This window comes from Paenibacillus caseinilyticus, assembly GCF_027533645.1.
Classification (GTDB): domain Bacteria; phylum Bacillota; class Bacilli; order Paenibacillales; family NBRC-103111; genus Paenibacillus_G; species Paenibacillus_G caseinilyticus.
Window position 1 is genome coordinate 153,032 of the sequence record NZ_JAQAGY010000008.1, and the last position, 20,857, is coordinate 173,888.

The window sequence follows — 20,857 nt, forward strand, 5'->3', positions numbered from 1 at the left end:
GTGCATTGATTTTGTCGGATAAACAGCTCCCGAATGCCATTTATGGCGGCCAGGCGGTCATAGAAGGGGTCATGTTCGCTGGCCAGAAGGTCCACGTGACGGCCGTCCGCCGCAAGGATAACACCATTCAATACCTTGAAGTGCCGAAGAAGGAAAACCCTTGGCTCCTGAAGCTCAAACGCATCCCCCTCGTCCGCGGGCTCGTAGGCATAATCGAAGCCAGCGCGAAGGGCGCTCAGCACTTGAATTTCTCAGCGGAAGTGTTCGCGGAAGAGGAAGGGGCACCGAAGGAAGAACAGAAGGAGACACTGGCCAGCCGCCTCTCCATGATCCTCGGTGTAGCCGTAGTAGGCGTGCTCTCCTTTCTCTTCGGTAAATTCGTCTTCACGCTGATTCCTCCCATAATTGAAGAATTGCTGTTCAAAAACATGTTCGAGAGCCCTATCGGACATAACCTGCTCGAAGGACTCATCAAAATCATTCTGCTCGTCGGCTACATCTACTTCATCTCTCTCACCCCGATGATCAAGCGTCTATTCCAATATCACGGGGCAGAGCATAAAGTCATCTCCGCTTATGAAGCGGGACTCGAATTGACCGTAGCCAATGTCCAGAAGTTCAATACGCTGCATTACCGGTGCGGCTCTTCCTTTATCGTATTCACCGTACTGATCGGTGTCGTGATCTATTCCTTCTTCCAGTACGACAGCCTGACCGAGAGAATCATTCAGCGTCTCGTGCTCCTCCCGCTCGTCATTGGGGTATCCTATGAGGTACTGCGGTTCACGAATTCCCTCCGGGAGGTACCGGTGCTCCGTTATCTCGGCTACCCGGGACTCTGGCTGCAGCTGCTGACAACCAAAGAGCCGGATGATGCCCAGGTGGAAGTATCGATCGCCTCGTTCAACCGGATGAGAGAGCTCGACCGGCAAATGCAATAATTCACGGATTTCAACTTCGCGAGGAGGGCATCTCATGAGAAATCGAGGCAACACGGTGGCTTACATTGTTTTTGGGCTGATCGGTATCGGCATTCTCTTCAGTCTTCTCTCCAATCCGAGAGGCATTCTCGTACCGCTGATCGTATTCGGCGGCGTGTTCCTGCTCTACAAGTTCCCGCCGAACCGCTGGGGGGTGCCGCGCGGCGGCTCAGCCTCCCGGGCGGCCAAGAACCCGAAGCGCAAGAACGCCAAGTTCCGGGTGATACACGGCAGCAAGAACAGCTCGGACGAACCTCCGAAGTACCATTAGACGAGTACCATTAGACGAGTACCATTAGACGAGTACCACTACTGCGATTGACGCAAGCCATTTCGACAAGCATGATCGTACAATTAGAGATGACGCCCATGCTGGGCGTACACGCAGAACAAGAGCCGGGCGGCGCGCCCGGCTCTTGTTTGTTTGTGGTTCGGGAACAGATGCTTCTCTAGATGTGCAGGACCGGCTTCTTCCGGTCCCCATCCCCTTCTACCTCCTCCGCGTCTTGTGCGAAGCCGCTTCTCGCATGGTATTTGGACCAATGCTGCTTGTATTCGTCGAGCTTCCATTTATGGAAAAAGGACTGGGCGGCCCGCTGGCCGGATGCGTAGAGCTCACTGCTCTGGCGGTCCGTCAGGTCGAAGTCAGTGACCGATACCCCGAGCGTTGGAATCTTCACGGTGCGGAACCGGTTCTGCTCCTGGATATACCGCTCGTCATGCGCGTCGAGCATCGTGGAGAACAAGGCCCGCATCATCGATACCGGACCCCGTATACGGTTCGGGGTGCCGGCGCCGCGTCCGACGAGCTGGAAGCCGATCGTCGGAATGAACTGCCGGGAAGCCGCCGCGGAGGCTTCCATCCGGTCGAAGATCCAGAGCGGGAAGTTGCTGAGCAGGGCGCCGTCGACGATGTATACGAATCCGTCCGCGAAGCCTTCGCCCTCCCGCCTCGCGGACGATTTCTTCCTGATCATTACCGGATCGAAGAAGTACGGAATCGAACTGCTCATCCGCACCGCCTTGGCGACCAGGAACCGGCGCGGGTCGAACCCGTAGTAAGCGATGTCATCGGGCAGTACCAGCAGCTTGCGTCCCGAGATATCCGAGGCGATAATACGCAGCTGGTTCGGTGCCAGATCCCCGAAGGTTCGGATGCCTTTGGCCAGAAGCAGCTGGTAGATCCAATGCTCCAGCTTTTCGCCGGAGTACAGCCCCCGCTTGATGAATAACCTGGCCATCGGGCCGACCCACTTCGTATTGAACACGGGCGCCCTGTGCAGGAAAGACCGGAACGGTGTCGCCTCGATGACCTCCTTGAGCTCATTGGCCCGGTAACCGGCGGCAACCAGTGAAGCGACAATGGAACCTGAGGAGGTGCCCGCCACCTGGTGAAAGCCGTACCCCAGCCCTTCCACGGCAGCCACGGCGCCGGCCAGCGCGATCCCCTTGACTCCTCCACCCTCGAATACGGCGTTAATCTTCATCCGCTCCACTCCCCGCTGCCGATGCAGTCTTTAGCTTACCTCTATGTATGCGGCAGAGCCTGGACGTTATGCCGGAGTACCCAAGGATCATACAAAAAAACACCCGGCCGACTGGACCGGATGTTCTTTACGAGGAGGATTCCTCGATTTCTTTGCGTACCTGAAGCAGCGCGGCGCCGCGGGCGGGATCCTGCTTGAAATACTCCAGCAGCTGCTCGATGCAGGTGATGGAATCCCAGCTGAGATGATGCTCGATGCCTTCGACGTCTTTATATATGTTCTCCTCGGACACGCCGATCAGCGTCAGGAATTCCTCCAGCAGCTGATGCCGGTCCACCAGGCGTTTGCCGACCTTCTGTCCCTTGGAAGTAAGGACGAGTCCACGGTATTTCTCATAAATCAAATAGTTGTCCTTATCCAGCTTCTGGATCATCTTCGTAACCGAGGACGGATGAACCTCAAGTCCTTCCGCGATATCGGATACGCGGGCGTATCCCTTCTCGTCGATGAGCTTATATATCTTCTCTAGGTAATCTTCCATACTCGGTGTAGCCATGCGCGTTCCTCCTGTGATTCGCGAGCCGCTGGAAGCCTCTCGGGCATCCGGGAACGGTTCGTTAGGTTCGTTGAGCGTTCGGGAAGGCCGGCACAGATCAGGTGCTCTGCCCTCGCTTTCCCACGGTTCGGAAGCGCACAAGCGGCACATCCTAAGGTCATCTTAAGCGTTCTTTACTATATCATAGCCTTCTTCCACTACGCAAGTCCGCGCGAGCCGCACCATCACTCTTGCCCGCAGGGAGGACAACCGATGACCACCGAGCTGTTGACACCGCCGGTCCGCAGTACGCAGGTATTCGTGCCGGAGCTCGTCTACTTCGAGCCCAGCGCCCTGGAATATCCCAAGGGACAGAGAATTCACGAATGGGCGAAGAAAGAAGGACTGCCGATCCGCATAACCCCGTCGCATAACCGGATCACCAATCTGCCGGGGGAAAGCGACCTGGAGAAATACCGGATCGCCAAGCGGACACTGGTCGTCGGCATCCGCAAGACACTCAAGTTCGACACCTCCAAGCCATCGGCCGAATATGCCATTCCCATCGCGACCGGCTGCATGGCCCATTGCCATTACTGCTATCTGCAGACAACGCTGGGAGCCAAGCCGTACATTCGCGTCTATGTGAATACCGACGATATTCTTAACGCGGCCCAGGCCTATATCGATGAGCGGGCCCCAGAAATAACCCGCTTCGAAGCAGCCTGTACCTCCGACCCGGTGGGCCTCGAGCATATCAGCGGGTCGCTGAAGGAATATATCGAATTCATGGGACGGCAGCCGCTGGGCAGACTCCGCTTCGTCACCAAATTCCATCATGTGGATCCCCTGCTGGATGCGAAGCATAACGGACATACCCGGTTCCGCTTCAGCGTCAACGCCGATTATGTCATCAAGAACTTCGAGCCCGCCACTTCCTCGTTCTATGAACGAATCGAGGCAGCCGGCAAGGTGGCCAAAGCCGGATATCCGCTGGGCTTCATCATCGCCCCGATCATCTGGCACGAAGGCTGGGAAGCCGGGTATGCGGAACTGTTGATCAAGCTCAAGGAGGCCCTTCCCGCGGAAGCGACCTCGGACCTTACGTTCGAATTGATCCAGCACCGGTATACGAAAACCGCCAAAACCATCATCCAGCAGCGCTACCCGAAGACAAAGCTCGAGATGGATGAGGAGAAGCGCAAATACAAGTGGGGCCGCTGGGGCCAAGGCAAGTACGTCTATCCGGATGACCAAGCGAACGCCCTCCGCGAATTCATCACGGAACGGATCTTCGAGAGCTTCCCTGCATCGAAAATTGAGTATTTCACCTGATAGGGAGGAATTCCGGAATTACAACAGAAGCGGCCCCTGCTAAGGGCCGCTTCTTCTATTATCCGATCCAGGCCGGGGTAATCCGCTGCAGCCAGATCGTGATACGGGTCATTTGGTCCGTATACAACAGAATAGCCATCACGATCATGACGCCCCCTCCGATCTTCATCATGAGGGAGCTGTACTTCAAGATCCACTTCGTCGAGCCGATGAAGAAAGCGAGCACGAAGAAGGGAATCGCAAAGCCCAGCGAGTATGCCGAGATCAAAGGCAGCCAGGAATCCGGCTGCGTCGCGGCCAGCGAGAGCATAGCCGAGAGGATCGGCCCGATACAAGGCGACCAGCCCGCCGCGAAGCCGATGCCGACGAGCAGCGAACCGATGTAGCCGGCGGGCTTCGATTTCAGTTGGAGCTTGCGCTCCCTCATCATCCATTGGGGCTGGAAGATCCCCAGCAGGAATAATGCCATCACGAAGATAAGAATCGCGGATAACTGCCGCAGCAGGTCCCGGTGGTCGTCGAAGAGCGAAGCGAGGGCACTGGCCCCGAGGCCCATCGTATAGAACACAACCGAGAATCCGAGAATAAAGCACAGCGTATGCGTGACGAGCTTGAAGCGCACTTCCGCCGAGCTCTGGTCACTCTTCAGCTGGCCGACAGACACCCCGGTAATGTAGGACAAATAAGAAGGATACAGCGGCAGGCAGCATGGCGAGATGAACGAGATGAAGCCGGCCCACAGCGCGATCCAGATATTAAGCTCCATGGCAGGAGAAGTCCCCTTTCTTGGCATAAGGCATAACGTGGTCAATTCATATGTATCCGGGAGAGACTCCCGTCAGGTGCGAAGCCCTCTCTTCACGAACAGCAGACAGATCATCAGGCCGATGAGCACCAACACGACTGTGGCGCCCGGCGGCAGATCCCACAAGCCGGCTGAGATCAGTCCCAGGGCGACGGCGAGCTCCGAGAAGAGAATCGCCCAGAAAATCGACTGCTTGAAGCTCCTTGCGATGAGCAGCGAGCAGGCCACCGGAATGGTCAGCAGCGAGGACACGAGCAGTGCACCCACGATCTTGATCGATGCGGAGATGACCAGGGCGGTCATCATCGTAATCATGATGTTATAGAAGCGGAGCGGCAGCCCGCTCACCCCTGCCGCCTCCTCGTCGAAGAAGAGCAGGAACATCTCTTTGTAGTTGAAGGCAACGAACGCGGTGACGATCACCGCCACGCCGCCGACCACCCAGAGGTCGGTCCGGTCGAGCGTATAGATACTTCCGAAGAAATAGCTCATGACATTAATATTGAAGCCTTTGCCAAGGGTAAACAGCAGCGTAGCGAGCGCCACGCCCCCCGACATGATAATCGCGATGGACAGCTCCGCGTACGACTTGTACGCCTTGCGCAGCTTCTCGATCCCGAAGGACGCGAGGAGGGCGAACACGAGCCCTACGCCAATCGGGTATACGTTAATCAAAAAACCGAGCGCCACGCCCGCTATCGAAACGTGCGCCAGCGTATCGCCGATCATGGACAGCCTGCGCAGCACGAGGAACACGCCCATCAGCGGTGCGGTAAGGCCAATCAGCAGACCGCCGAGCAGCGCCCTTTGAAAAAAATACTCCTGAAAAATATCCAACCTGAAGCCACTCCTATCCTCTCGTCAACACTTCCATGGATTCTCTAAGCTGCTGCATCGAATGGGTCAGATTCGTCTCCCTGCAGTCTTCGGGCGCGTGCGTATGCTTCACATAAAACGATAAGGAACCGCTCCGCTGGATCGCTTCTTCCCCGAGGTACGTCTGCACCATATCCATATCATGCGATACCATCATGAACGTAATATGATGATGCTGGTGCATGTGCCGGATCATGCGGAAGAAGCCCGCCTGCGTCTCGGCGTCGATCCCGACCGTCGGCTCATCGAGAATGAGCAGCTCGGGGTTGTTGATCAGCGCGCGGGCGAGGAACACCCGCTGCTGCTGGCCGCCCGAGAGTTGTCCGATCCGGCGGTCGGCGAGATCCTCGATGCGCATCGCGTAAAGCGCGTCGTCGGCCTTGGAGAGCTGCGCCTTCGAGAGGCGGCGGAACATGTTCTTCTTGCCGTAGAGTCCCGAAGTCACCACTTCCCGGACGGTCGCCGGGAACAAGGGATTGAGGGAATTCTTCTGCGGCACATAGCCGATCCGCTCCCAGTCCCGGAACGACGATAGCGGCTCGCCGAACAGCCGGATTTCGCCGCCGGTCGGCTTCAGCAGGCCGACAATCATCCGCAGGAGCGTCGTCTTGCCCGCCCCGTTGGAGCCGATGAGGCCGACGAAGTCGCGTTCAAGCACTTTGAAGTTTAAGCCGTCGATGACTTTTTTGTGTTCATAAGAAAAAAAGACATCATCGATCGATACGATCTCCCGATGACATCCGGAATGAGCAGTAGGCTGCATAGTTGTAAGCTCCTCCAGGGGTGACGGCAGCCAGCCGTCTCTTCTGCCCGGCAGAACGATAGACGGATGGGCCGTTTCAATTGTAACAGTCCCTTTTATTGTAATGCTTTTAGTAAAGAATTCAAATTATTCTTCATGACCTTCACATAATCGTCACCGGCATCCATCTGCTTCTGGGTCAATCCTTCGAGCGGATTGAGGACAGCGGTCTCCACCCCGGCATCCTGGGCCAGCGTCCTTGCCAGCTTATCGGAGACAAGCTCCTCGAAGAATATATATTTCACGTCATTCTCTTTTATGAATCGGAGAATGCTCTGCAGGTCCTTGGAGGTCGGTTCCGCATCCGGCGCCAGGCCCATGATCGGCTTCTGGGTCAGTCCGTATTCCTTGGCAAGATAGCCGAACGATTGGTGCGTAACGACGATCTCTTTCTTGGCAACGCCGGCAAGCTGCGCCTTATACTCCCCATGCAGCGCGTCCAGGTCCGCCGCGAGCTTCTTGTAATTCGCCTCGTAATCGGCCGCGTGCGCGCTGTCGGCCTGTACCAGCGCGTTCTTGATGTTCCCCGCGATCTTCTTCGCATTCACGGGCGAGAGCCAGATGTGCGGGTCGACGGCGTGATTGTCCTGCGCCGCATCGTCATGGGATGCTTCATCATGGGTTGCTTCATCATGAGAGGCTTCATCATGGCCTGTTTCTTCTTCATGCTGGTGGGTTTCGCCGGTACCTTCGATTCTCTCCACGCCCTTGCCGGCTTCGACGACAAGCGACTTCGATTCCGTCTTGAGGCTCTCCAGCGTGTCGTTGACCCAGCCCTCGAATCCGGCGCCGAGATATACGAACACCTGCGAATTCTTGATATTCTGGATATCCCGGCTCTTCGGGGACCAGTCGTGCGGTTCTACGCCGGCGGGCACCACATTAATCGCATTGACGTGCTCCCCTCCAATCTTCGATGAGAAATCGTATAGGGGATAGAAGCTTGTGACGACGTTGATTTTGTCATTGACCAGTGCCGCTTGCGGCTTGCCGCAGGCCGATACGACCGCTAGAGCCAGCATGAGGAATAGCGGTAGGAAGGTCCGGCGGAACCGAGAGATCAGCTGCCGGCGGAAGAAAGAATAAGAACGGGACATGATGATAGGCTCCTTCGTATGTAAATCGTAAATATTTTTATTAGTGGCAAATCAGATTATACGACCGTATCCCTGAGAATGTCAATGGTAAATGTAGAAATTACTAAGAAGAAACCCCTAATCAAAAAAACAAGAAGGGCGTCCCCCTTTCGGAGAAACGCCCTCGCCCAGCTTCTTTATCGTTCTTTATCCTGCCGGCTTCGCGGCTTCTTCCTGCTGCTTCTTCGCCGCCTCGTCATGTTTCGTCTTGATCAGCGCTTCCTGCATTCGGGTTTGCATCGCTGCCAGCGCCGCATCTTCGCTTTTCTTGCCGTCGATCACCGCTTGAACCTCTTCTCCCCCGATCTTGGTGAATTCGGAGTAGAACGACATCGGAACCTCTGCACCTTCCGCCGGTCCGGAAGCCTCCTTCTCGCTCATCCCCAGCTTATAGAAGGGTTCGAGGCTGCGGCCGTCCTTCTCTTTGACATAAGCGGTCCGGGACAAGAGTCTCCCCTCCCCCATCTTGCTTTTCAATCTGGCCATTTCCTCGCTGTTGACGTACTTGACGAACTCCCAGGCTGCTCTGGCATTCGGCGAAGCGGCATCGACGGAGAAGACCTCGGAGATCGAGAGGGAGTCCGTCTTCCCAGGGTTCTGCGGATCGACAGGGACCGTGACGACGTCCCAGTTGACAGGCTCTTTGTCCTTCCACATTTCTTTGGCCCGCTCGATTTCGCTGATCAGGTAGGTTCCCTCGAGCGTCATGGCGACTTTGCCGGAGATGAACGGATTGCGTTCCATCATCTCTCCCATGGTGACTGACTTGTTCATATCCAACTGCGGCTCCTTAGCCGGATCGTATAAGGCACCGGACTTCATGGATTCGGCCGTAAGCTGCAGCGCCTGCTTCCACCCTTCCGTCTGCAGGGTGATATTCTCCCTTTTGGGATCCATATAATCGAGTCCGTTGGTGCGGCCGATCATCGTAAAGTACCGGAAGCCGATGGGCTCTCCGCCCATATAAGCGTTATTCTCGCCATAACCGTATACCCGCTCAGCCCCCTGCCCGCCGGTAGGGAACCGCCTCGCGAGCTCCATCACCTCTACCCAGGTCATGCCATCCTTCGGCAGAGGCACGCCATGCTTTTCGAATAAGCTCTTATTGTAGAAGAGGGCGTTGCTGTAGAAGGACGGACTAAGTCCGTACAGCTTGCCTCCCCCCTGGGCCCGGAGCGTCTCGGTGACGGCCGGCAGCATGTTCTCCAGGTCGAACTTGTCCGCTTGAATCACCTCGTCGAGGGGGAGCAGCTTCCCGTCGCCCGCCCATTTCGCGAAGGCATTGGGGAAATTAATGAACAGCACATCCGGCTTCTCGTCCTCTACCAGTTCACCGAACGCTTTGAGCGGATCTTTTCCGGCTCCGTACAGGCTTTGGGTCGAGACGACTTCCACATCCACATTCGGATATTTGGCCATGAACAGCGCCCCATACTGCTGGAACAGCGAGCTTTTGTCATAATACATCACTTTGATGACCGCTTTCTCGTCCTTGCCCAGCGGCTTCAGCGCCCCTTTCCCTTCTCCCCCTTGACCCAGACTGCATCCGGACATGAGCATCGTACAAGCCAGCACGGCACTCATTATTGCCTTGTTCCTTTTCACCACAATCACCCATCTCATCCTTATTTAACATATTTTGTAATTTTAGACGAAAGGGTGGACTGTAATGTTTCACGGATTGAAAAAAAGTTTCATCTTAAGTTCTCATCGGACTAGGCAGCAAGACTTAAGCACCCGAAGATGACCTTGATGCTGCCGAACCGCATCAGGGGCGAGGCCGCCCGCCGCTCTATAACGAGTAAGGCGGCCAAGCACACAAGGCCGGCGGCCTACAGCGCAGGACCCTTGGCCTGCTCCAGTTCCCGGTTGACTGGAGCGAACTTACGCTCCCCCGTACCATCCCCTTCCAGCCCGGCATAATGCAGTCCCAGTTCGTAGGCTTGCGTCAGCAGCTTTTCTTGAATCCCCCCGGCCGTATCCAAGGTGTCATAGAAGATCTGCAGCTTGGAGTTCGCGATGCCCGCATAACCGGCCATCCCCACATTCAGCTGAAGTGCCATCATCCCGTCATAATTCCTTTTCTCAAAATGTTCACGCGAAGCGCCTGCAAGACCAAGCCATAGGACCTGTTGATGGTGCAGCTTACTGCGCCCATAGGCAAAGCCATTGTTCCATACCCGGTCGATATACCCCTTCAGCATAGCCGGCATGCCGTACCACCAGACCGGGAAAATATAAGCCAGTGCATCGTACTTCTTCATGCGCTCGATTTCCTTCTCTACCTCCGGAGAATATACTTTGCCATCGTTTGACCAATCAGGTTCATCCGCTTCCCGCAACACAGGGTCAAACCCGCTGCGATGCAAGTCGAGCACCTCTGTCCGGTGCCCTGCCTTCTGAAGACCTTGCACGAAGCGGCCCGCGACCGCAAAAGTTAACGAATTGGTTCTCGGGTGAGTGACGACGGTGAGTACGTTCATCTTGGCTTCCCTTCCTTCCCTATTCAAGATTTAATTCTGGTCTAAGGAAATTATGTAGCATACAATGAAATTAGGGAATAACGCACTTTTTTGTGCTATAAATACCAAATGGATATATAGACACCAAAAAGTGCCTGGGACTTGGAGTTCATTCATACGCACTCATTCCTAAGGAGGATGAAGTTCATGGAACCTCAAACGAATCGCAGATACACGATTCCTACGGAAGTCACGATCGATATTATTGGAGGCAAGTGGAAGACCTTGATCCTATGCCACTTGACCTACGGCCCCAAACGTACCCATGAGCTCAAAAAAGCAATGCCGGACATTACCCAAAAAATGTTGACCCAGCAGCTGCGGGAGCTCGAAGAAGACGGCATTGTATTCAGGACGGTCTACAATCAAGTACCGCCCAAAGTTGTTTATGAGATGACGGAAACGGGAGAGTCGCTGAGAGGGATATTAGATCAACTTTACGAGTGGGGCGAAAAATTCATTCAGGGGCAAAGTAACCGGAAGGAATCTTAAGGTGCGTCACTGACGTTAATGATCAACCGGTATATATGAAAAAAAGGCTGTCCACCTGCACCCGCGATCATCGCGGATAACGGAGGGACAGCCTTTACTATAGAGCTTACTCCCTGCGCAAGGTGAAGTCACCGGATGAAGTGTGTACTTTCAAGGGGATCTCGCCGGCTCCGAACACCCCGGCAATCCGGTCCCCCTCCTCGTTGTTCTCCCGGTAAGTGAATCCTTCCCATTGGATCTTGCCGGTACCGGAGCCGCCGCGGAAGTCCACAGACAGGTTGCCGGGCTGCCGGGCAGGCTGTACGATCACATCGCCGCTGCCTGTAGTAAGATCCGCAGGGTAGAGAAGCTCCTCCGTACGGACGGTAATCGTACCCGTAGCGGCTGACCCCTTCAGCGCCGACTGCACGCCCGTGAGCGACACATCGCCGCTCTCCGCGCGGAACGCCAGCTCTTCGCCCTTGAACTCCTCGGTGCCGATGTTCCCGGAAGACGTCCGAAGCTTGAGCTGGGCAGCCTCAATCCCTTTGGTTTCAATATCTCCGCTGCCTGCCTCTGCTTCCACCTTGGCGCCCTTCAGCCCGGCCAACTCCGCATCGCCGCTCTGCGTCCGGACGCTCACCGACTTCCAGTCTTTCTCCGGCAGTTCGACGATCAGATCCAGCTCCGTCAGGTTAATTCCGATCTGGAAACTGTCCGATGCTGACACATCAATCTGCAGCGTCTCTCCCTGAGGCTTCACATCCAACCGGAGCTTCTCCGCATACGCTGGGCTGGCCTTGCCCTCCAGCCGTGTCCGGATCTCATCCGAGCTGCCCGGGACCACCCGGACGTCCGTGCTTCCTGAATTGATCTTGATGTGCTCAATGGAAGCGGGATCCGCGGTTTTCTCCATCCGGACCTCCTTCGTGTTCAGGGAGAAGGACACGGGAATTTGCGCCCATCCTTCTTTCGTCAGGATAAAGACCAGCATCAAGATCCCGCCGGCCAACAACAGCAGCCCGCTTTTGGTGTTTCTTTTTTTCATCGTCAATGTCTCCTCAGCTTCGTGGATATGCAGATGTGTGGGTTTCCATATCTTTCATTCTATGCATATCCAATGTAGCATGAGTGCCAAGAAGGTCTCGCCGGACCAGAGGATGAAACCGCACCCGACTTTGGTCCAGGTTTTACCATAATCTGGTTCACGAATGAAAAAAAGCACCTCCCCGAAGCAGACGTTCCTGCCTTAGAGAGGTGCTGTTCTGCTTAGAAAGATGCTGTTCTGCTAAAACACTGCGGTGCATGCTGCTTGGCCGTATCAGCCGGGCCGCAGGTCTACTCGATCCGCACGGCCTGTTCCTGCGCCCGGAGGCAGAGCTCTGCTGCCTTGAACGCATGCTCCTGGGTCATCGCGTTCTCGGTGCGGTGGATGCAGTCGAGGATAAGCTGGCCAAAGTACGGATACCCTACCTGCCCGTTCACGCTGAAGTGATGCTCGCCTTCCTGGTTGACCAGATAGACGTGGCCGCCCTCCGGGTCGCGGGCGATGTCGACATACTTGCGGAGCTCAATGTACCCGTCCGTGCCGAGGATGATCGTCCGGCCGTCGCCCCAAGTACTGAGGCCGTCCGGCGTCAGCCAATCGACACGGAAGTAGAACGTCGCCCCGTTGTCGCCGACCAGCGTCGCATCGCCGAAATCTTCGAGCTCCGGGTACTGCTTGTTGTTGTAATTCGCCACCCGGGCGCTCGACACCTGCGCATCCTTCGCTCCGGTGTAGTACAAGAACTGCTCGATCTGGTGGCTGCCGATATCGCAAAGGATGCCGCCATACTTCTCATGCTCGAAGAACCACAGCGGACGGGACGGGGCATTGAGGCGGTGCGGCCCCCAGCCCATCACTTGAACCACGCGGCCGATCGCCCCCTGCTCCACGAGCTGGCCTGCATAGATCGCGCTCTCCACGTGCAGCCGTTCGCTGTAATAGACAGCGTACTTGCGCCCGGTCTCCTTGACTTTGGCGCGAGCCGCTTCCAGCTGGGACAGCTTCGTGAACGGCGTCTTGTCCGTGAAGTAGTCCTTGCCCGCGTCCATGACGCGCAGCCCCAGGGCGCAGCGCTCGGAAGGCACTGCCGCCGCGGCAACGAGCTTGATCGACGGATCGCCGAGGATCTCCTCCTCCGAAGCGGCGGCACGGGCCTGCGGGAACTTCTTCAGGAACGCCTCCACCTTCTTCGGATCCGGATCGTACACGGCGACGAGATCAGCGCCCGCCTCGACCAGTCCGTTCGCCATCCCGTAGATATGCCCGTGGTCGAGCGCCACCGCGGCAAATGCGAATTCGCCTTGCGACACAACGGGGTTCGGCTTGCCCTGCGGGGCGTAGTTCATTCCGTCCTTCTTCGACATCTGAGAATCGGCCTCCCATGAAATCCTTGCGGATTTGGTTTGTTAACGTGAACAGTCCTTATTTTACCACAGCATTGTTCACGTGAACATCCCTAATTATTTCACGATGGCGCCGTTCGGCAAATCCTCGGCCACGGTGGCCAGCGTCAGCTGATCGCCCTTGGAAGCCGCCAGGATCATGCCCTGCGACAGCTCGCCGCGCAGCTTCACCGGCTTCAGGTTCGTAACGCAGATGACCTTGCGTCCGACCATCTGCTCCGGCGTGTAGAACTTCGCGATGCCCGAGACGACCTGGCGCTGCTCGTCGCCGAGATCGAGCTGCAGCTTCAGCAGCTTGTCGGCCTTCTTCACCGGCTCGGCCGCGATGACCTGTGCGACGCGGAGCTCGACCTTGAAGAAATCGTCGATAGAGATTTCGGGCAGATGCTCCACTTCCTCCGCGTCGGCTGCAGCCGGAGCGGAAGGAGCCGCCTTGCCGGCCTCATTCGCCGGAGCCGGTGCTTCTTCTTCGGCCGCCGGCGTGCCGCCTGTCATCGATGCGGCGATGTACGCGATCTCGACGTCCGCTTCCAGACGCGGGAAGATCGCTTCGCCCTTCGTGACGCGGGTGCCGGCCGGCAGCGTGCCGAAGGCATGCACGGTGTCCCATGCGGTCAGCGCGCCCGCTTCGATGCCGAGCTGGGTCCAGATCTTCTTCGGCGCCTGGGTCAAGAACGGCTGGAGCAGCACCGAGCAGATCCGCAGCGATTCGGCGAGGACGTACAATACCGAGCCGAGCGTCGCCCGCTTGCTCTCATCCTTCGCGAGCACCCATGGGGCGGTCTCGTCGATATACTTGTTCGTGCGGGAGATCGACTGCCATACCGCCGATAAGGCGACGGAGAACTCCAGGTTCTCCATGCTTTCTTCGACTTTGGACACCGTCGCGCGGAGCGTCTCGAGCATATCCTTATCGTACTCCGTAGCGCCTTCGATATATGCCTGCACTTCGCCGCCAAAATACTTCTCGATCATCGCCACGGTACGGCTGAGGAGATTGCCGAGGTCGTTCGCAAGATCGTAGTTCACCCGTTCGACGAAGCTCTCCGGCGTGAACGTCCCGTCCGAGCCGAATGGAACGTCTCTCATCAGGAAGTAGCGCAGCGCATCCAGCCCGTACCGGTCGATCAGGGTGACCGGGTCGACGACGTTGCCCTTGGATTTGGACATCTTGCCGTCCTTCATCAGAATCCAGCCGTGGCCGATCACCCGCTTCGGCAGCGGAATGTCAAGGGCCATCAGCATGCACGGCCAGATGATGGAATGGAAGCGCACGATCTCCTTGGCCATCAGGTGCACGTCGGCCGGCCAGTATTTGCGGTACAGCGTATCGTCGTCGCTGCCGTAGCCGAGTGCCGTGATATAGTTCGAGAGCGCATCGATCCATACGTAGATGACATGCTTCGGATCTCCCGGCACCTTGATGCCCCAATCGAACGTCGTACGGGACACTGCGAGGTCCTCGAGGCCCGGCTTGATGAAGTTGTTGATCATCTCGTTGCGGCGCGCTTCCGGCGTCAGGAATTCCGGATGCTCTTCGTAGTGCTGCACGAGCCTGTCCGCATACTTGCTCAGGCGGAAGAAGTAGCTCTCTTCCTTCACCCACTCCACAGGGCGCCCGCAGTCCGGACAGTTGCCGTTGTCGAGCTTATTCTCGAGGAAGAACGACTCGCATGGCGTACAGTACCAGCCTTCGTAATGGCCGAGATAGATGTCGCCCTGCTCCTTCAGCTTTGTGAAAATCTTCTCGACCGCCTGCTTATGCCGCGGCTCCGTCGTGCGGATAAAGTCGTCATACGTGATATCGAGCTTCTGCCACAGGTCTTTGATGCCGGTCACGATGTTATCGACGAACTCCTGCGGCGTCTTCCCCGCCTCCTGGGCCTTGCGCTCGATCTTCTGGCCGTGCTCGTCGGTACCGGTCAGGTAGCGGACGTCGAAGCCGCGAAGCCGCTTGTAGCGGGCCATGACGTCGCCGGCCGTCGTGGAATAAGCGTGGCCGATATGGAGCTTGTCGCTCGGATAATAAATCGGCGTTGTAATATAAAAGCTCGGTTTCTGGGACTCGGGTGTCGACATAGGACAACCTCCTTCAGTAGTGGAAAAAAACAAAAAAAGCCCTCATCCCCTTTGGGACGAGAGCTTCTGCTCACGCGGTACCACCCAACTTTCCCTGCATGGATGCACTTCTTCCCGAGATGTGCGCAGGGCTCAGCGGCCGGACTGCTGCCGGCCGTCCGTTAACGCCGGACCTACGATGAAAGCTTACTGCTTCAGCCCCAAAGGACCCCGCAGCTCACCGACATATCCTCCGGGACCATCTTCCTTCCGCTCCGCCAACCGGCTCTCACCTAACCCGGCTCTCTGCTGTGGCCTCTGCCTGAAGTACTCATCCGTTCATGGGATTGTTATGCCAAATATAACGAAAATCCACTCATTATGTCAAGGGACATGGTCCACGCCTCCCGGGTGGAACGGATGACACTTGCAGATCCGCTTGACGGCCAGCCACGATCCGCGAGCCGCGCCGTGCTTCTCGAGCGCTTCGAGCGCATAGGCCGAGCAGGTCGGATAGAAGCGGCAGGTCGGCGGCTTCAGCGGCGAAATGAACCGGCGGTAGAAGCGGACCGGCACCTGTAGGGCTTTTTTCATAGCGGCCGCCCCCTCTCTTCCCGTGTTTCGTTCCATGATGCCACGGGGAGGGATTGCTGTCAAATCTACCGGGCCGCCGGCCTCACGACAGCCTGCTCCGGGGACAGCGGCTTCTCGTAGAGATCTTCGGCGAACGCGCTGCCGCGATAAATGTAGTCCTCCACAACCTTCCCCTGACGGGTAAACACCAAGATGGTCTGCTCATCGCTGACGGAGAGATGCTCGTTCGTCCATTCGTAACCTAACTGTTTGTTGATCCGATCCGGGCTGGTGTAAGCCGGGAATATGTACAGCAGATCCCACTCGAACGGCGTATAGTCCTTGATTCGCACCTCTCTGCCCTGCGCCTGCGCGCTGGCTACGGCCTCCTCGATGCCGGTGATGACGGCCTTCTGGTGGTTCCATTCGGTCGCTTTGCTCCCTGTTCCAAGCCCTACGCACGATCCCAATGCAATGACACCGGCGAGCAGAAGCATATGATGTTTTCGTTGCATGAAGCTTCCCTGGCCTTTCCGGCAGGCCTGATCTCCTGCCTAGATTATTTAGAAGAAATAGTGATAAGTATAGCCTATGATCAGTCCGATGAAGTAGAGATAAATGACACCGTAGCGCTTGTCCCCTTGGTCCTTCCAGCTGGCATCGGCGAAAATAATGGCGGCCGTAATAAGAAGCTTCAGCCAGCTGTTCAGCTCCAAGGACGGATGGAATACGCCCCACCCGAACACGCCTATGCCCCATACCGTGTACAGGATTGCTTTTGTTTTCCGGTTCAAGCTCATCTCTCTCAACTCCTATGATATCATAGATCCATCCATAATTTTACTTATTTTCTTATTACTACGCCGGTTTTCCTGAGAAGTTCCAATGGGTGTATCCGCAGGGAAGGACACTTGCTATAATCATTGTTTGGTATAGATAGAAGAAGTAAGAAATTTGTAAGAAAAATGCGCGGGGTCTTGTCAGACCCTTCTGGTAAGCTATGGATCGTAGTCAACATTCCCGCCTATCGGCTGGGAATTCCATTACATAGGCAAGGTGGATCAGAGTATGCAAACGTACCATGTGCTGGTGGCCGACGACGAGCCGGAGATCGGCGAGGCCATCGAAATTTATCTGCGGGCCGAGAACATGAAAGTGTTCCAAGCGGCGAACGGGGTCGAAGCGCTTCGGATTCTGGAGGAGCAAGAGATCCATATGCTCATTCTCGATGTCATGATGCCGCTGCTCGACGGAATCAAGACGACGCACCGCATCCGGGAGCAGCGCCATATCCCGATCCTGATGCTGTCCGCCAAATCCGAGGATACGGACAAGATTCTCGGGCTCAACGTCGGAGCGGACGATTACATGACGAAGCCGTTCAATCCGATGGAGCTCGTGGCCCGGGTGAAGTCGCAGCTGCGGCGCTACACTCACTTCGGGAACTACCAGGCGTCCGAGAACGAGATCCGTGTCGGCGGCCTCGTGCTCAACCAGGCCTCCAAGACCGTGTCGGTCGAAGGCGAGGAGGTGCGGCTGACGGCGACGGAGTACCGAATACTGGAGCTGCTCATGCAGCACAAAGGGAGGGTCTTCTCGATCGAGGAGATCTATGAGAAGGTCTGGAGAGAGCCGTACTTCCAGGCGGAGAATACCGTAGCCGTCCATGTGCGGCGCATCCGCGAGAAGATCGAGATCAACCCGAAGGAACCCGAATATTTGAAGGTGGTGTGGGGCATTGGCTACAAAATGGAAAAATAAGCGCATGGCGCTCATCGCCTGGGTGGTGCTGGCAGGCTTGGCGGCAGTGACCCTGGTTACGGCCGGCGATATCTGGACCCACAGGGCCTTCCTGAAGAACAACTACTACTTCGAGAGCCGGGACTTCCAGGAGCAGCTCCGCGCGCATACGAACCTGATCGAATTCATGCATGGCGAGAACCGCGGGTACACGTCTCTGACTGCCGAAGAGAAAGTGGGAAAAGAGATGCTGGCCCGGTGGGATGAGGCTTATGCTGCCATGCTGAAAAGAAGCCGGGAACGCATCCAGGCGGCACACAATGAACGGCTGGAGCAGGCGGTACAGCAAGGCCAGGGACCCGGGGAGCTCGGCCGCATCCGGCAGGAGCTGCAGCTGGATCTGGCGAAGGCCGAAGCCGAGGTCGCCTCCTTGAAGCAGAAGCGGATGGCGGAGTATGTGGCGTACCGCGACAAGCAGTACGAGGAGGCGGAGCAGGATCTGCGAAAGCGGGCCGGGTCTGTGCAGTATTACATCCGGGACAAAAGCCAAGGTGACAGTTACACGGTTTACACGAATATGCAATCCACGCCCATCGAGTCCAATTTAAAAGACGACTCCCTTTACTCGCTGAAGCTGCCCCAGACGTTCCCTACGGCGAGCGAGTATGAACGGACCCTAAACCAATATTTCCAGGCAAAGCAATGGGAAGGCTTCCTGATCGTTCCTCTGGAACCAAAGGGGTACTCTCAAATCCACCGAGATGCCGTGTATTTCGATTCGCTCAAGTCCAGGATTGTCAAGGAGTTAGGACTGCTGGCGGGATGTCTTCTGGGCATGGTGCTCCTTGGGTACTATTTGTACCGGGCCAAAGCGGCGCTGGGCTCCACGATCCCCGAACGGGTAACAGCCTGGGTAAGCGAAGTGCCGCTGGATGCGAGGCTGGTGCTCACTATGGTTCTGGGCCTTGCTGCTGCGGGGCTAGTGGATGGGATTGCAGTGTTCACGATGCCGCCCCGTCCGTCAGAGCTGGTGTCGTTAGCTCTGCTGGCAGGGTGCCTGGGAGGATTGCTCCTGCTGGGCCGGGATGCTGTCAGGCTCGCAGTGGAACCAGGATCCATCGGGACGGAGTGGGAGAGGAGCATAACGAGGCGGGTTCAAGGCAGGTTAGCGGATCGGACGGCGCACCGAAGCTTGATGTTCAAGGCCGTTTTGGTCATGGCTGCGACGGTCGGGCTGGGATTTGTCATCTCCGGTCCCGTCTCCGAACTTTGGATGGGGCTAGGACATGATGAAATGATTGTTATAACTTCGATCTATGGCGTTCTCTACTGCCTCACCGTTGTCCCGTACGTCCTGCGCCGAGTCCGCACCCTGGACGCCATCCTGGCAGGCGTATCGCGCATGACTGAAGGCCAGATCCACGTGGCCCTGCCCGAGAAAGGACGGGGCAGCCTGTCCCGTCTCGCTCACGGCATCAACAACATGCGGGAAGGACTGCAGACGGCCCTCGAATCCCGCATGAAGAGCGAGCGGATGAAGACGGAGCTCATTACGAACGTCTCCCACGACCTCAAGACGCCGCTGACTTCCATCATCAACTACGCCGATCTGCTGAAGAGCGAAGAGCTCCCCGAGGAGACAAGACGCCATTATGTCGATGTGCTGGACCGCAAGGCCCAGCGGCTGAAGGTGCTGATCGACGACCTGTTCGAAGCATCCAAGATGGCCAGCGGCGCGGTGGAGCTCCGGGTCGAACCCGTGAACGTAGCGGCGCTGCTCGAGCAGGCGCTCGCCGAGTTCAGCGACGGACTCGAGCCCTCGTCCCTCACCTTCCGGGTCCACATCGATGAGCCGCAGATGATGGCCCGCCTCGACGGCAAGAAGACATCGAGGGTGTTCGAGAATCTCATCGGCAATGCAGTCAAGTACGCCCTCCCCCACACACGGATTTATGTGATGCTGTCACAGCAGCCGGGTGTGGTGCTGTTCACCGTCAAAAATGTATCCGCCTACGAGATCGAAGGCGATGCGGGCGAGCTGCTAGATCGGTTCAAGCGCGGGGACGCCTCCCGGAACACGGAGGGCTCAGGCCTTGGGCTCGCGATCGCCAAGAGCATCATGGAACTGCAGGGCGGCGGGCTGGACATCGAGGTCGACGGCGACCTGTTCAAAGTGACGGCGAGTTTCCCGTCCGCTCCCAATACTAGTGCTGCTCCTGCAGCGGTCACCGGACGCCACTCGGCCTAAAGGCAGAAGAAGCGGGCATTCCTCCCGGGAGGAATGCCCGCTTCTTCCGCCGATTAAGGACCGTAGGCGTCTATCTGCAATAGGCACAGTGAACCTCTGTCCCGAACCCTTTCACAGATGAGGGCTGCCTGGACGCCGCTCCGAGCAGTAAGGTGATTACTTATCCACTACAGATGAGCGTAGGGTAGGGTATCGTCAGCGGGCCGGCACTGACTTCGGGTGAGCTTGCTCTCCGCTCGCCCGCCTCACATCCTCTTCACCTTTGGCTCCGGCTGAATCTGTGCTCTGACGTCCGATTCCACCTTGGCTGCCACAAGACTTTTATCCTCAAAGGGTGTGGAAAGAACGATCAAGGTCGTTGAGAATCCGAAGGCGTGGCAGGCATCCAGAAATCGGGCCATGGATTCGCCATTTTCCGTTACCACCTTCATTAGATAATTAAACTCTCCGCTGATCCGGTAAAGATCGATAATCTCCGGGGACGCTTCACTGAAAGCCTCGAACGCCTTGCAGTCCGTCGATTTGAACAGAACAAAAGCGCTTGTATGCTTGCCAAGCTTAGACGGGGAAAGATCCGCCCGGTAGCCCGTTATGACCTCCTGCTCCTCCATTTTGCGGATTCTCTCGGTTACCGCGGGCTGCGACATGGCGATCATCCGGCTCATCTCGGCAATCGGAATCCGGGCGTTCTCTTCCAATACCGACAAGATTTTATAATCGATCTGGTCCATTGGCACATCGCCTCACATTCGAAAGTTAGTCGACGGAAACAAAGAAAAATATAAGTTTTCAGACCCCAAAATCCTTAAGAATCTTATTCCGATTGTACGCCATCTCC

The 20,857-nt window shown here is 56.8% G+C and carries 21 protein-coding genes; 6 read left to right on the plus strand and 15 right to left on the minus strand.

Annotated features, from left to right (window positions below; translation table 11 throughout):
* Window positions 1-11: 11 nt before the first annotated feature.
* Window positions 12-941: a DUF1385 domain-containing protein gene (locus tag O9H32_RS14350; protein ID WP_269866793.1), complete on the plus strand. Its 930-nt coding sequence runs from the start codon at window positions 12-14 to the stop codon at window positions 939-941.
* A gap of 34 nt (window positions 942-975) precedes the next feature.
* Window positions 976-1,251 carry a hypothetical protein gene (locus O9H32_RS14355; protein WP_269866794.1) on the plus strand — a complete coding sequence of 92 codons (276 nt, stop codon included), beginning with the start codon at window positions 976-978 and terminating at the stop codon, window positions 1,249-1,251.
* A gap of 178 nt (window positions 1,252-1,429) precedes the next feature.
* Here the strand turns inward: O9H32_RS14355 and O9H32_RS14360 are convergent, their stop codons facing one another.
* Both O9H32_RS14360 and mntR read right to left on the minus strand, forming a co-directional pair.
* Entirely contained in the window at window positions 1,430-2,467 is a 1,038-nt protein-coding gene (locus tag O9H32_RS14360; protein ID WP_269866795.1) for a patatin-like phospholipase family protein, read from the minus strand.
* A 127-nt stretch (window positions 2,468-2,594) separates the two neighbouring features.
* A complete protein-coding gene (gene mntR, locus O9H32_RS14365; protein ID WP_269866796.1) occupies window positions 2,595-3,023 on the minus strand; it encodes a transcriptional regulator MntR in 429 nt (142 codons plus the stop codon).
* 252 nt (window positions 3,024-3,275) lie between these two features.
* On the opposite strand from mntR, the gene splB reads away from it, so the two are divergent.
* Window positions 3,276-4,337, plus strand: coding sequence for a spore photoproduct lyase (gene splB / locus O9H32_RS14370; protein ID WP_269866797.1), 1,062 nt, complete (start codon window positions 3,276-3,278; stop codon window positions 4,335-4,337).
* Between the two features lie 58 nt (window positions 4,338-4,395).
* Here the strand turns inward: splB and O9H32_RS14375 are convergent, their stop codons facing one another.
* From O9H32_RS14375 to O9H32_RS14400, 6 genes are all read right to left on the minus strand, one after another.
* Window positions 4,396-5,103, minus strand: coding sequence for a cytochrome c biogenesis CcdA family protein (locus O9H32_RS14375; protein WP_269866798.1), 708 nt, complete (start codon window positions 5,101-5,103; stop codon window positions 4,396-4,398).
* Between the two features lie 72 nt (window positions 5,104-5,175).
* Complete coding sequence (locus O9H32_RS14380; protein WP_269866799.1) at window positions 5,176-5,979, minus strand: metal ABC transporter permease; 804 nt, start codon at window positions 5,977-5,979, stop codon at window positions 5,176-5,178.
* Window positions 5,980-5,992: 13 nt separating this feature from the next.
* Window positions 5,993-6,781, minus strand: coding sequence for a metal ABC transporter ATP-binding protein (locus tag O9H32_RS14385; protein WP_269866800.1), 789 nt, complete (start codon window positions 6,779-6,781; stop codon window positions 5,993-5,995).
* Between the two features lie 95 nt (window positions 6,782-6,876).
* The gene (locus O9H32_RS14390; RefSeq protein WP_269866801.1) at window positions 6,877-7,917 is read right to left on the minus strand and encodes a metal ABC transporter solute-binding protein, Zn/Mn family; all 1,041 of its coding nucleotides are present in this window, start codon (window positions 7,915-7,917) and stop codon (window positions 6,877-6,879) included.
* A gap of 186 nt (window positions 7,918-8,103) precedes the next feature.
* Entirely contained in the window at window positions 8,104-9,540 is a 1,437-nt protein-coding gene (locus tag O9H32_RS14395) for an extracellular solute-binding protein (protein WP_269866802.1), read from the minus strand.
* Between the two features lie 248 nt (window positions 9,541-9,788).
* Complete coding sequence (locus O9H32_RS14400) at window positions 9,789-10,439, minus strand: NAD(P)H oxidoreductase (RefSeq protein WP_269866803.1); 651 nt, start codon at window positions 10,437-10,439, stop codon at window positions 9,789-9,791.
* A 186-nt stretch (window positions 10,440-10,625) separates the two neighbouring features.
* Here O9H32_RS14400 and O9H32_RS14405 point away from each other — a divergent pair, with 186 nt between their 5' ends.
* Complete coding sequence (locus O9H32_RS14405) at window positions 10,626-10,970, plus strand: winged helix-turn-helix transcriptional regulator (protein WP_269866804.1); 345 nt, start codon at window positions 10,626-10,628, stop codon at window positions 10,968-10,970.
* Window positions 10,971-11,076: 106 nt separating this feature from the next.
* On the opposite strand, the gene O9H32_RS14410 is transcribed toward O9H32_RS14405, so the two are convergent.
* From O9H32_RS14410 to O9H32_RS14435, 6 genes are all read right to left on the minus strand, one after another.
* Window positions 11,077-11,997 carry a DUF4097 family beta strand repeat-containing protein gene (locus O9H32_RS14410; RefSeq protein WP_269866805.1) on the minus strand — a complete coding sequence of 307 codons (921 nt, stop codon included), beginning with the start codon at window positions 11,995-11,997 and terminating at the stop codon, window positions 11,077-11,079.
* A 290-nt stretch (window positions 11,998-12,287) separates the two neighbouring features.
* A complete protein-coding gene (locus tag O9H32_RS14415) occupies window positions 12,288-13,361 on the minus strand; it encodes a Gfo/Idh/MocA family protein (protein WP_269866806.1) in 1,074 nt (357 codons plus the stop codon).
* A 96-nt stretch (window positions 13,362-13,457) separates the two neighbouring features.
* Entirely contained in the window at window positions 13,458-15,479 is a 2,022-nt protein-coding gene (metG, locus tag O9H32_RS14420) for a methionine--tRNA ligase (protein WP_269866807.1), read from the minus strand.
* A gap of 363 nt (window positions 15,480-15,842) precedes the next feature.
* The gene (gene yidD, locus O9H32_RS14425) at window positions 15,843-16,052 is read right to left on the minus strand and encodes a membrane protein insertion efficiency factor YidD (protein WP_269866808.1); all 210 of its coding nucleotides are present in this window, start codon (window positions 16,050-16,052) and stop codon (window positions 15,843-15,845) included.
* A 65-nt stretch (window positions 16,053-16,117) separates the two neighbouring features.
* Window positions 16,118-16,546: a hypothetical protein gene (locus tag O9H32_RS14430; RefSeq protein WP_269866809.1), complete on the minus strand. Its 429-nt coding sequence runs from the start codon at window positions 16,544-16,546 to the stop codon at window positions 16,118-16,120.
* Window positions 16,547-16,594: 48 nt separating this feature from the next.
* On the minus strand, window positions 16,595-16,831 hold the full coding sequence (locus tag O9H32_RS14435) for a hypothetical protein (RefSeq protein WP_269866810.1): 237 nt from the start codon (window positions 16,829-16,831) through the stop codon (window positions 16,595-16,597).
* A 268-nt stretch (window positions 16,832-17,099) separates the two neighbouring features.
* On the opposite strand from O9H32_RS14435, the gene O9H32_RS14440 reads away from it, so the two are divergent.
* Both O9H32_RS14440 and O9H32_RS14445 read left to right on the plus strand, forming a co-directional pair.
* Window positions 17,100-17,792 carry a response regulator transcription factor gene (locus O9H32_RS14440; RefSeq protein WP_269866811.1) on the plus strand — a complete coding sequence of 231 codons (693 nt, stop codon included), beginning with the start codon at window positions 17,100-17,102 and terminating at the stop codon, window positions 17,790-17,792.
* Complete coding sequence (locus tag O9H32_RS14445; protein ID WP_269866812.1) at window positions 17,770-20,019, plus strand: sensor histidine kinase; 2,250 nt, start codon at window positions 17,770-17,772, stop codon at window positions 20,017-20,019. Before O9H32_RS14440 ends, O9H32_RS14445 begins: the two co-directional genes overlap by 23 nt.
* Before the next feature lie 245 nt (window positions 20,020-20,264).
* Here the strand turns inward: O9H32_RS14445 and O9H32_RS14450 are convergent, their stop codons facing one another.
* Window positions 20,265-20,750 carry an Lrp/AsnC family transcriptional regulator gene (locus O9H32_RS14450; protein ID WP_269866813.1) on the minus strand — a complete coding sequence of 162 codons (486 nt, stop codon included), beginning with the start codon at window positions 20,748-20,750 and terminating at the stop codon, window positions 20,265-20,267.
* Window positions 20,751-20,857: the final 107 nt, after the last annotated feature.

Bases quoted from the DNA above. Each gene is read 5' to 3' on its own strand.
- O9H32_RS14415 (WP_269866806.1), bottom strand. From the start codon at position 13,361: ATGTCGAAGAAGGACGGAATGAACTACGCCCCGCAGGGCAAGCCGAAC.
- O9H32_RS14400 (WP_269866803.1), bottom strand. From the start codon at position 10,439: ATGAACGTACTCACCGTCGTCACTCACCCGAGAACCAATTCGTTAACT.
- O9H32_RS14440 (WP_269866811.1), top strand. From the start codon at position 17,100: ATGCAAACGTACCATGTGCTGGTGGCCGACGACGAGCCGGAGATCGGC.
- O9H32_RS14390 (WP_269866801.1), bottom strand. From the start codon at position 7,917: ATGTCCCGTTCTTATTCTTTCTTCCGCCGGCAGCTGATCTCTCGGTTC.
- O9H32_RS14435 (WP_269866810.1), bottom strand. From the start codon at position 16,831: ATGAGCTTGAACCGGAAAACAAAAGCAATCCTGTACACGGTATGGGGC.
- O9H32_RS14430 (WP_269866809.1), bottom strand. From the start codon at position 16,546: ATGCAACGAAAACATCATATGCTTCTGCTCGCCGGTGTCATTGCATTG.
- O9H32_RS14375 (WP_269866798.1), bottom strand. From the start codon at position 5,103: ATGGAGCTTAATATCTGGATCGCGCTGTGGGCCGGCTTCATCTCGTTC.
- O9H32_RS14450 (WP_269866813.1), bottom strand. From the start codon at position 20,750: ATGGACCAGATCGATTATAAAATCTTGTCGGTATTGGAAGAGAACGCC.
- O9H32_RS14405 (WP_269866804.1), top strand. From the start codon at position 10,626: ATGGAACCTCAAACGAATCGCAGATACACGATTCCTACGGAAGTCACG.
- O9H32_RS14410 (WP_269866805.1), bottom strand. From the start codon at position 11,997: ATGAAAAAAAGAAACACCAAAAGCGGGCTGCTGTTGTTGGCCGGCGGG.
- metG (WP_269866807.1), bottom strand. From the start codon at position 15,479: ATGTCGACACCCGAGTCCCAGAAACCGAGCTTTTATATTACAACGCCG.
- O9H32_RS14395 (WP_269866802.1), bottom strand. From the start codon at position 9,540: ATGAGTGCCGTGCTGGCTTGTACGATGCTCATGTCCGGATGCAGTCTG.
- O9H32_RS14360 (WP_269866795.1), bottom strand. From the start codon at position 2,467: ATGAAGATTAACGCCGTATTCGAGGGTGGAGGAGTCAAGGGGATCGCG.
- O9H32_RS14385 (WP_269866800.1), bottom strand. From the start codon at position 6,781: ATGCAGCCTACTGCTCATTCCGGATGTCATCGGGAGATCGTATCGATC.
- splB (WP_269866797.1), top strand. From the start codon at position 3,276: ATGACCACCGAGCTGTTGACACCGCCGGTCCGCAGTACGCAGGTATTC.
- mntR (WP_269866796.1), bottom strand. From the start codon at position 3,023: ATGGCTACACCGAGTATGGAAGATTACCTAGAGAAGATATATAAGCTC.
- yidD (WP_269866808.1), bottom strand. From the start codon at position 16,052: ATGAAAAAAGCCCTACAGGTGCCGGTCCGCTTCTACCGCCGGTTCATT.
- O9H32_RS14355 (WP_269866794.1), top strand. From the start codon at position 976: ATGAGAAATCGAGGCAACACGGTGGCTTACATTGTTTTTGGGCTGATC.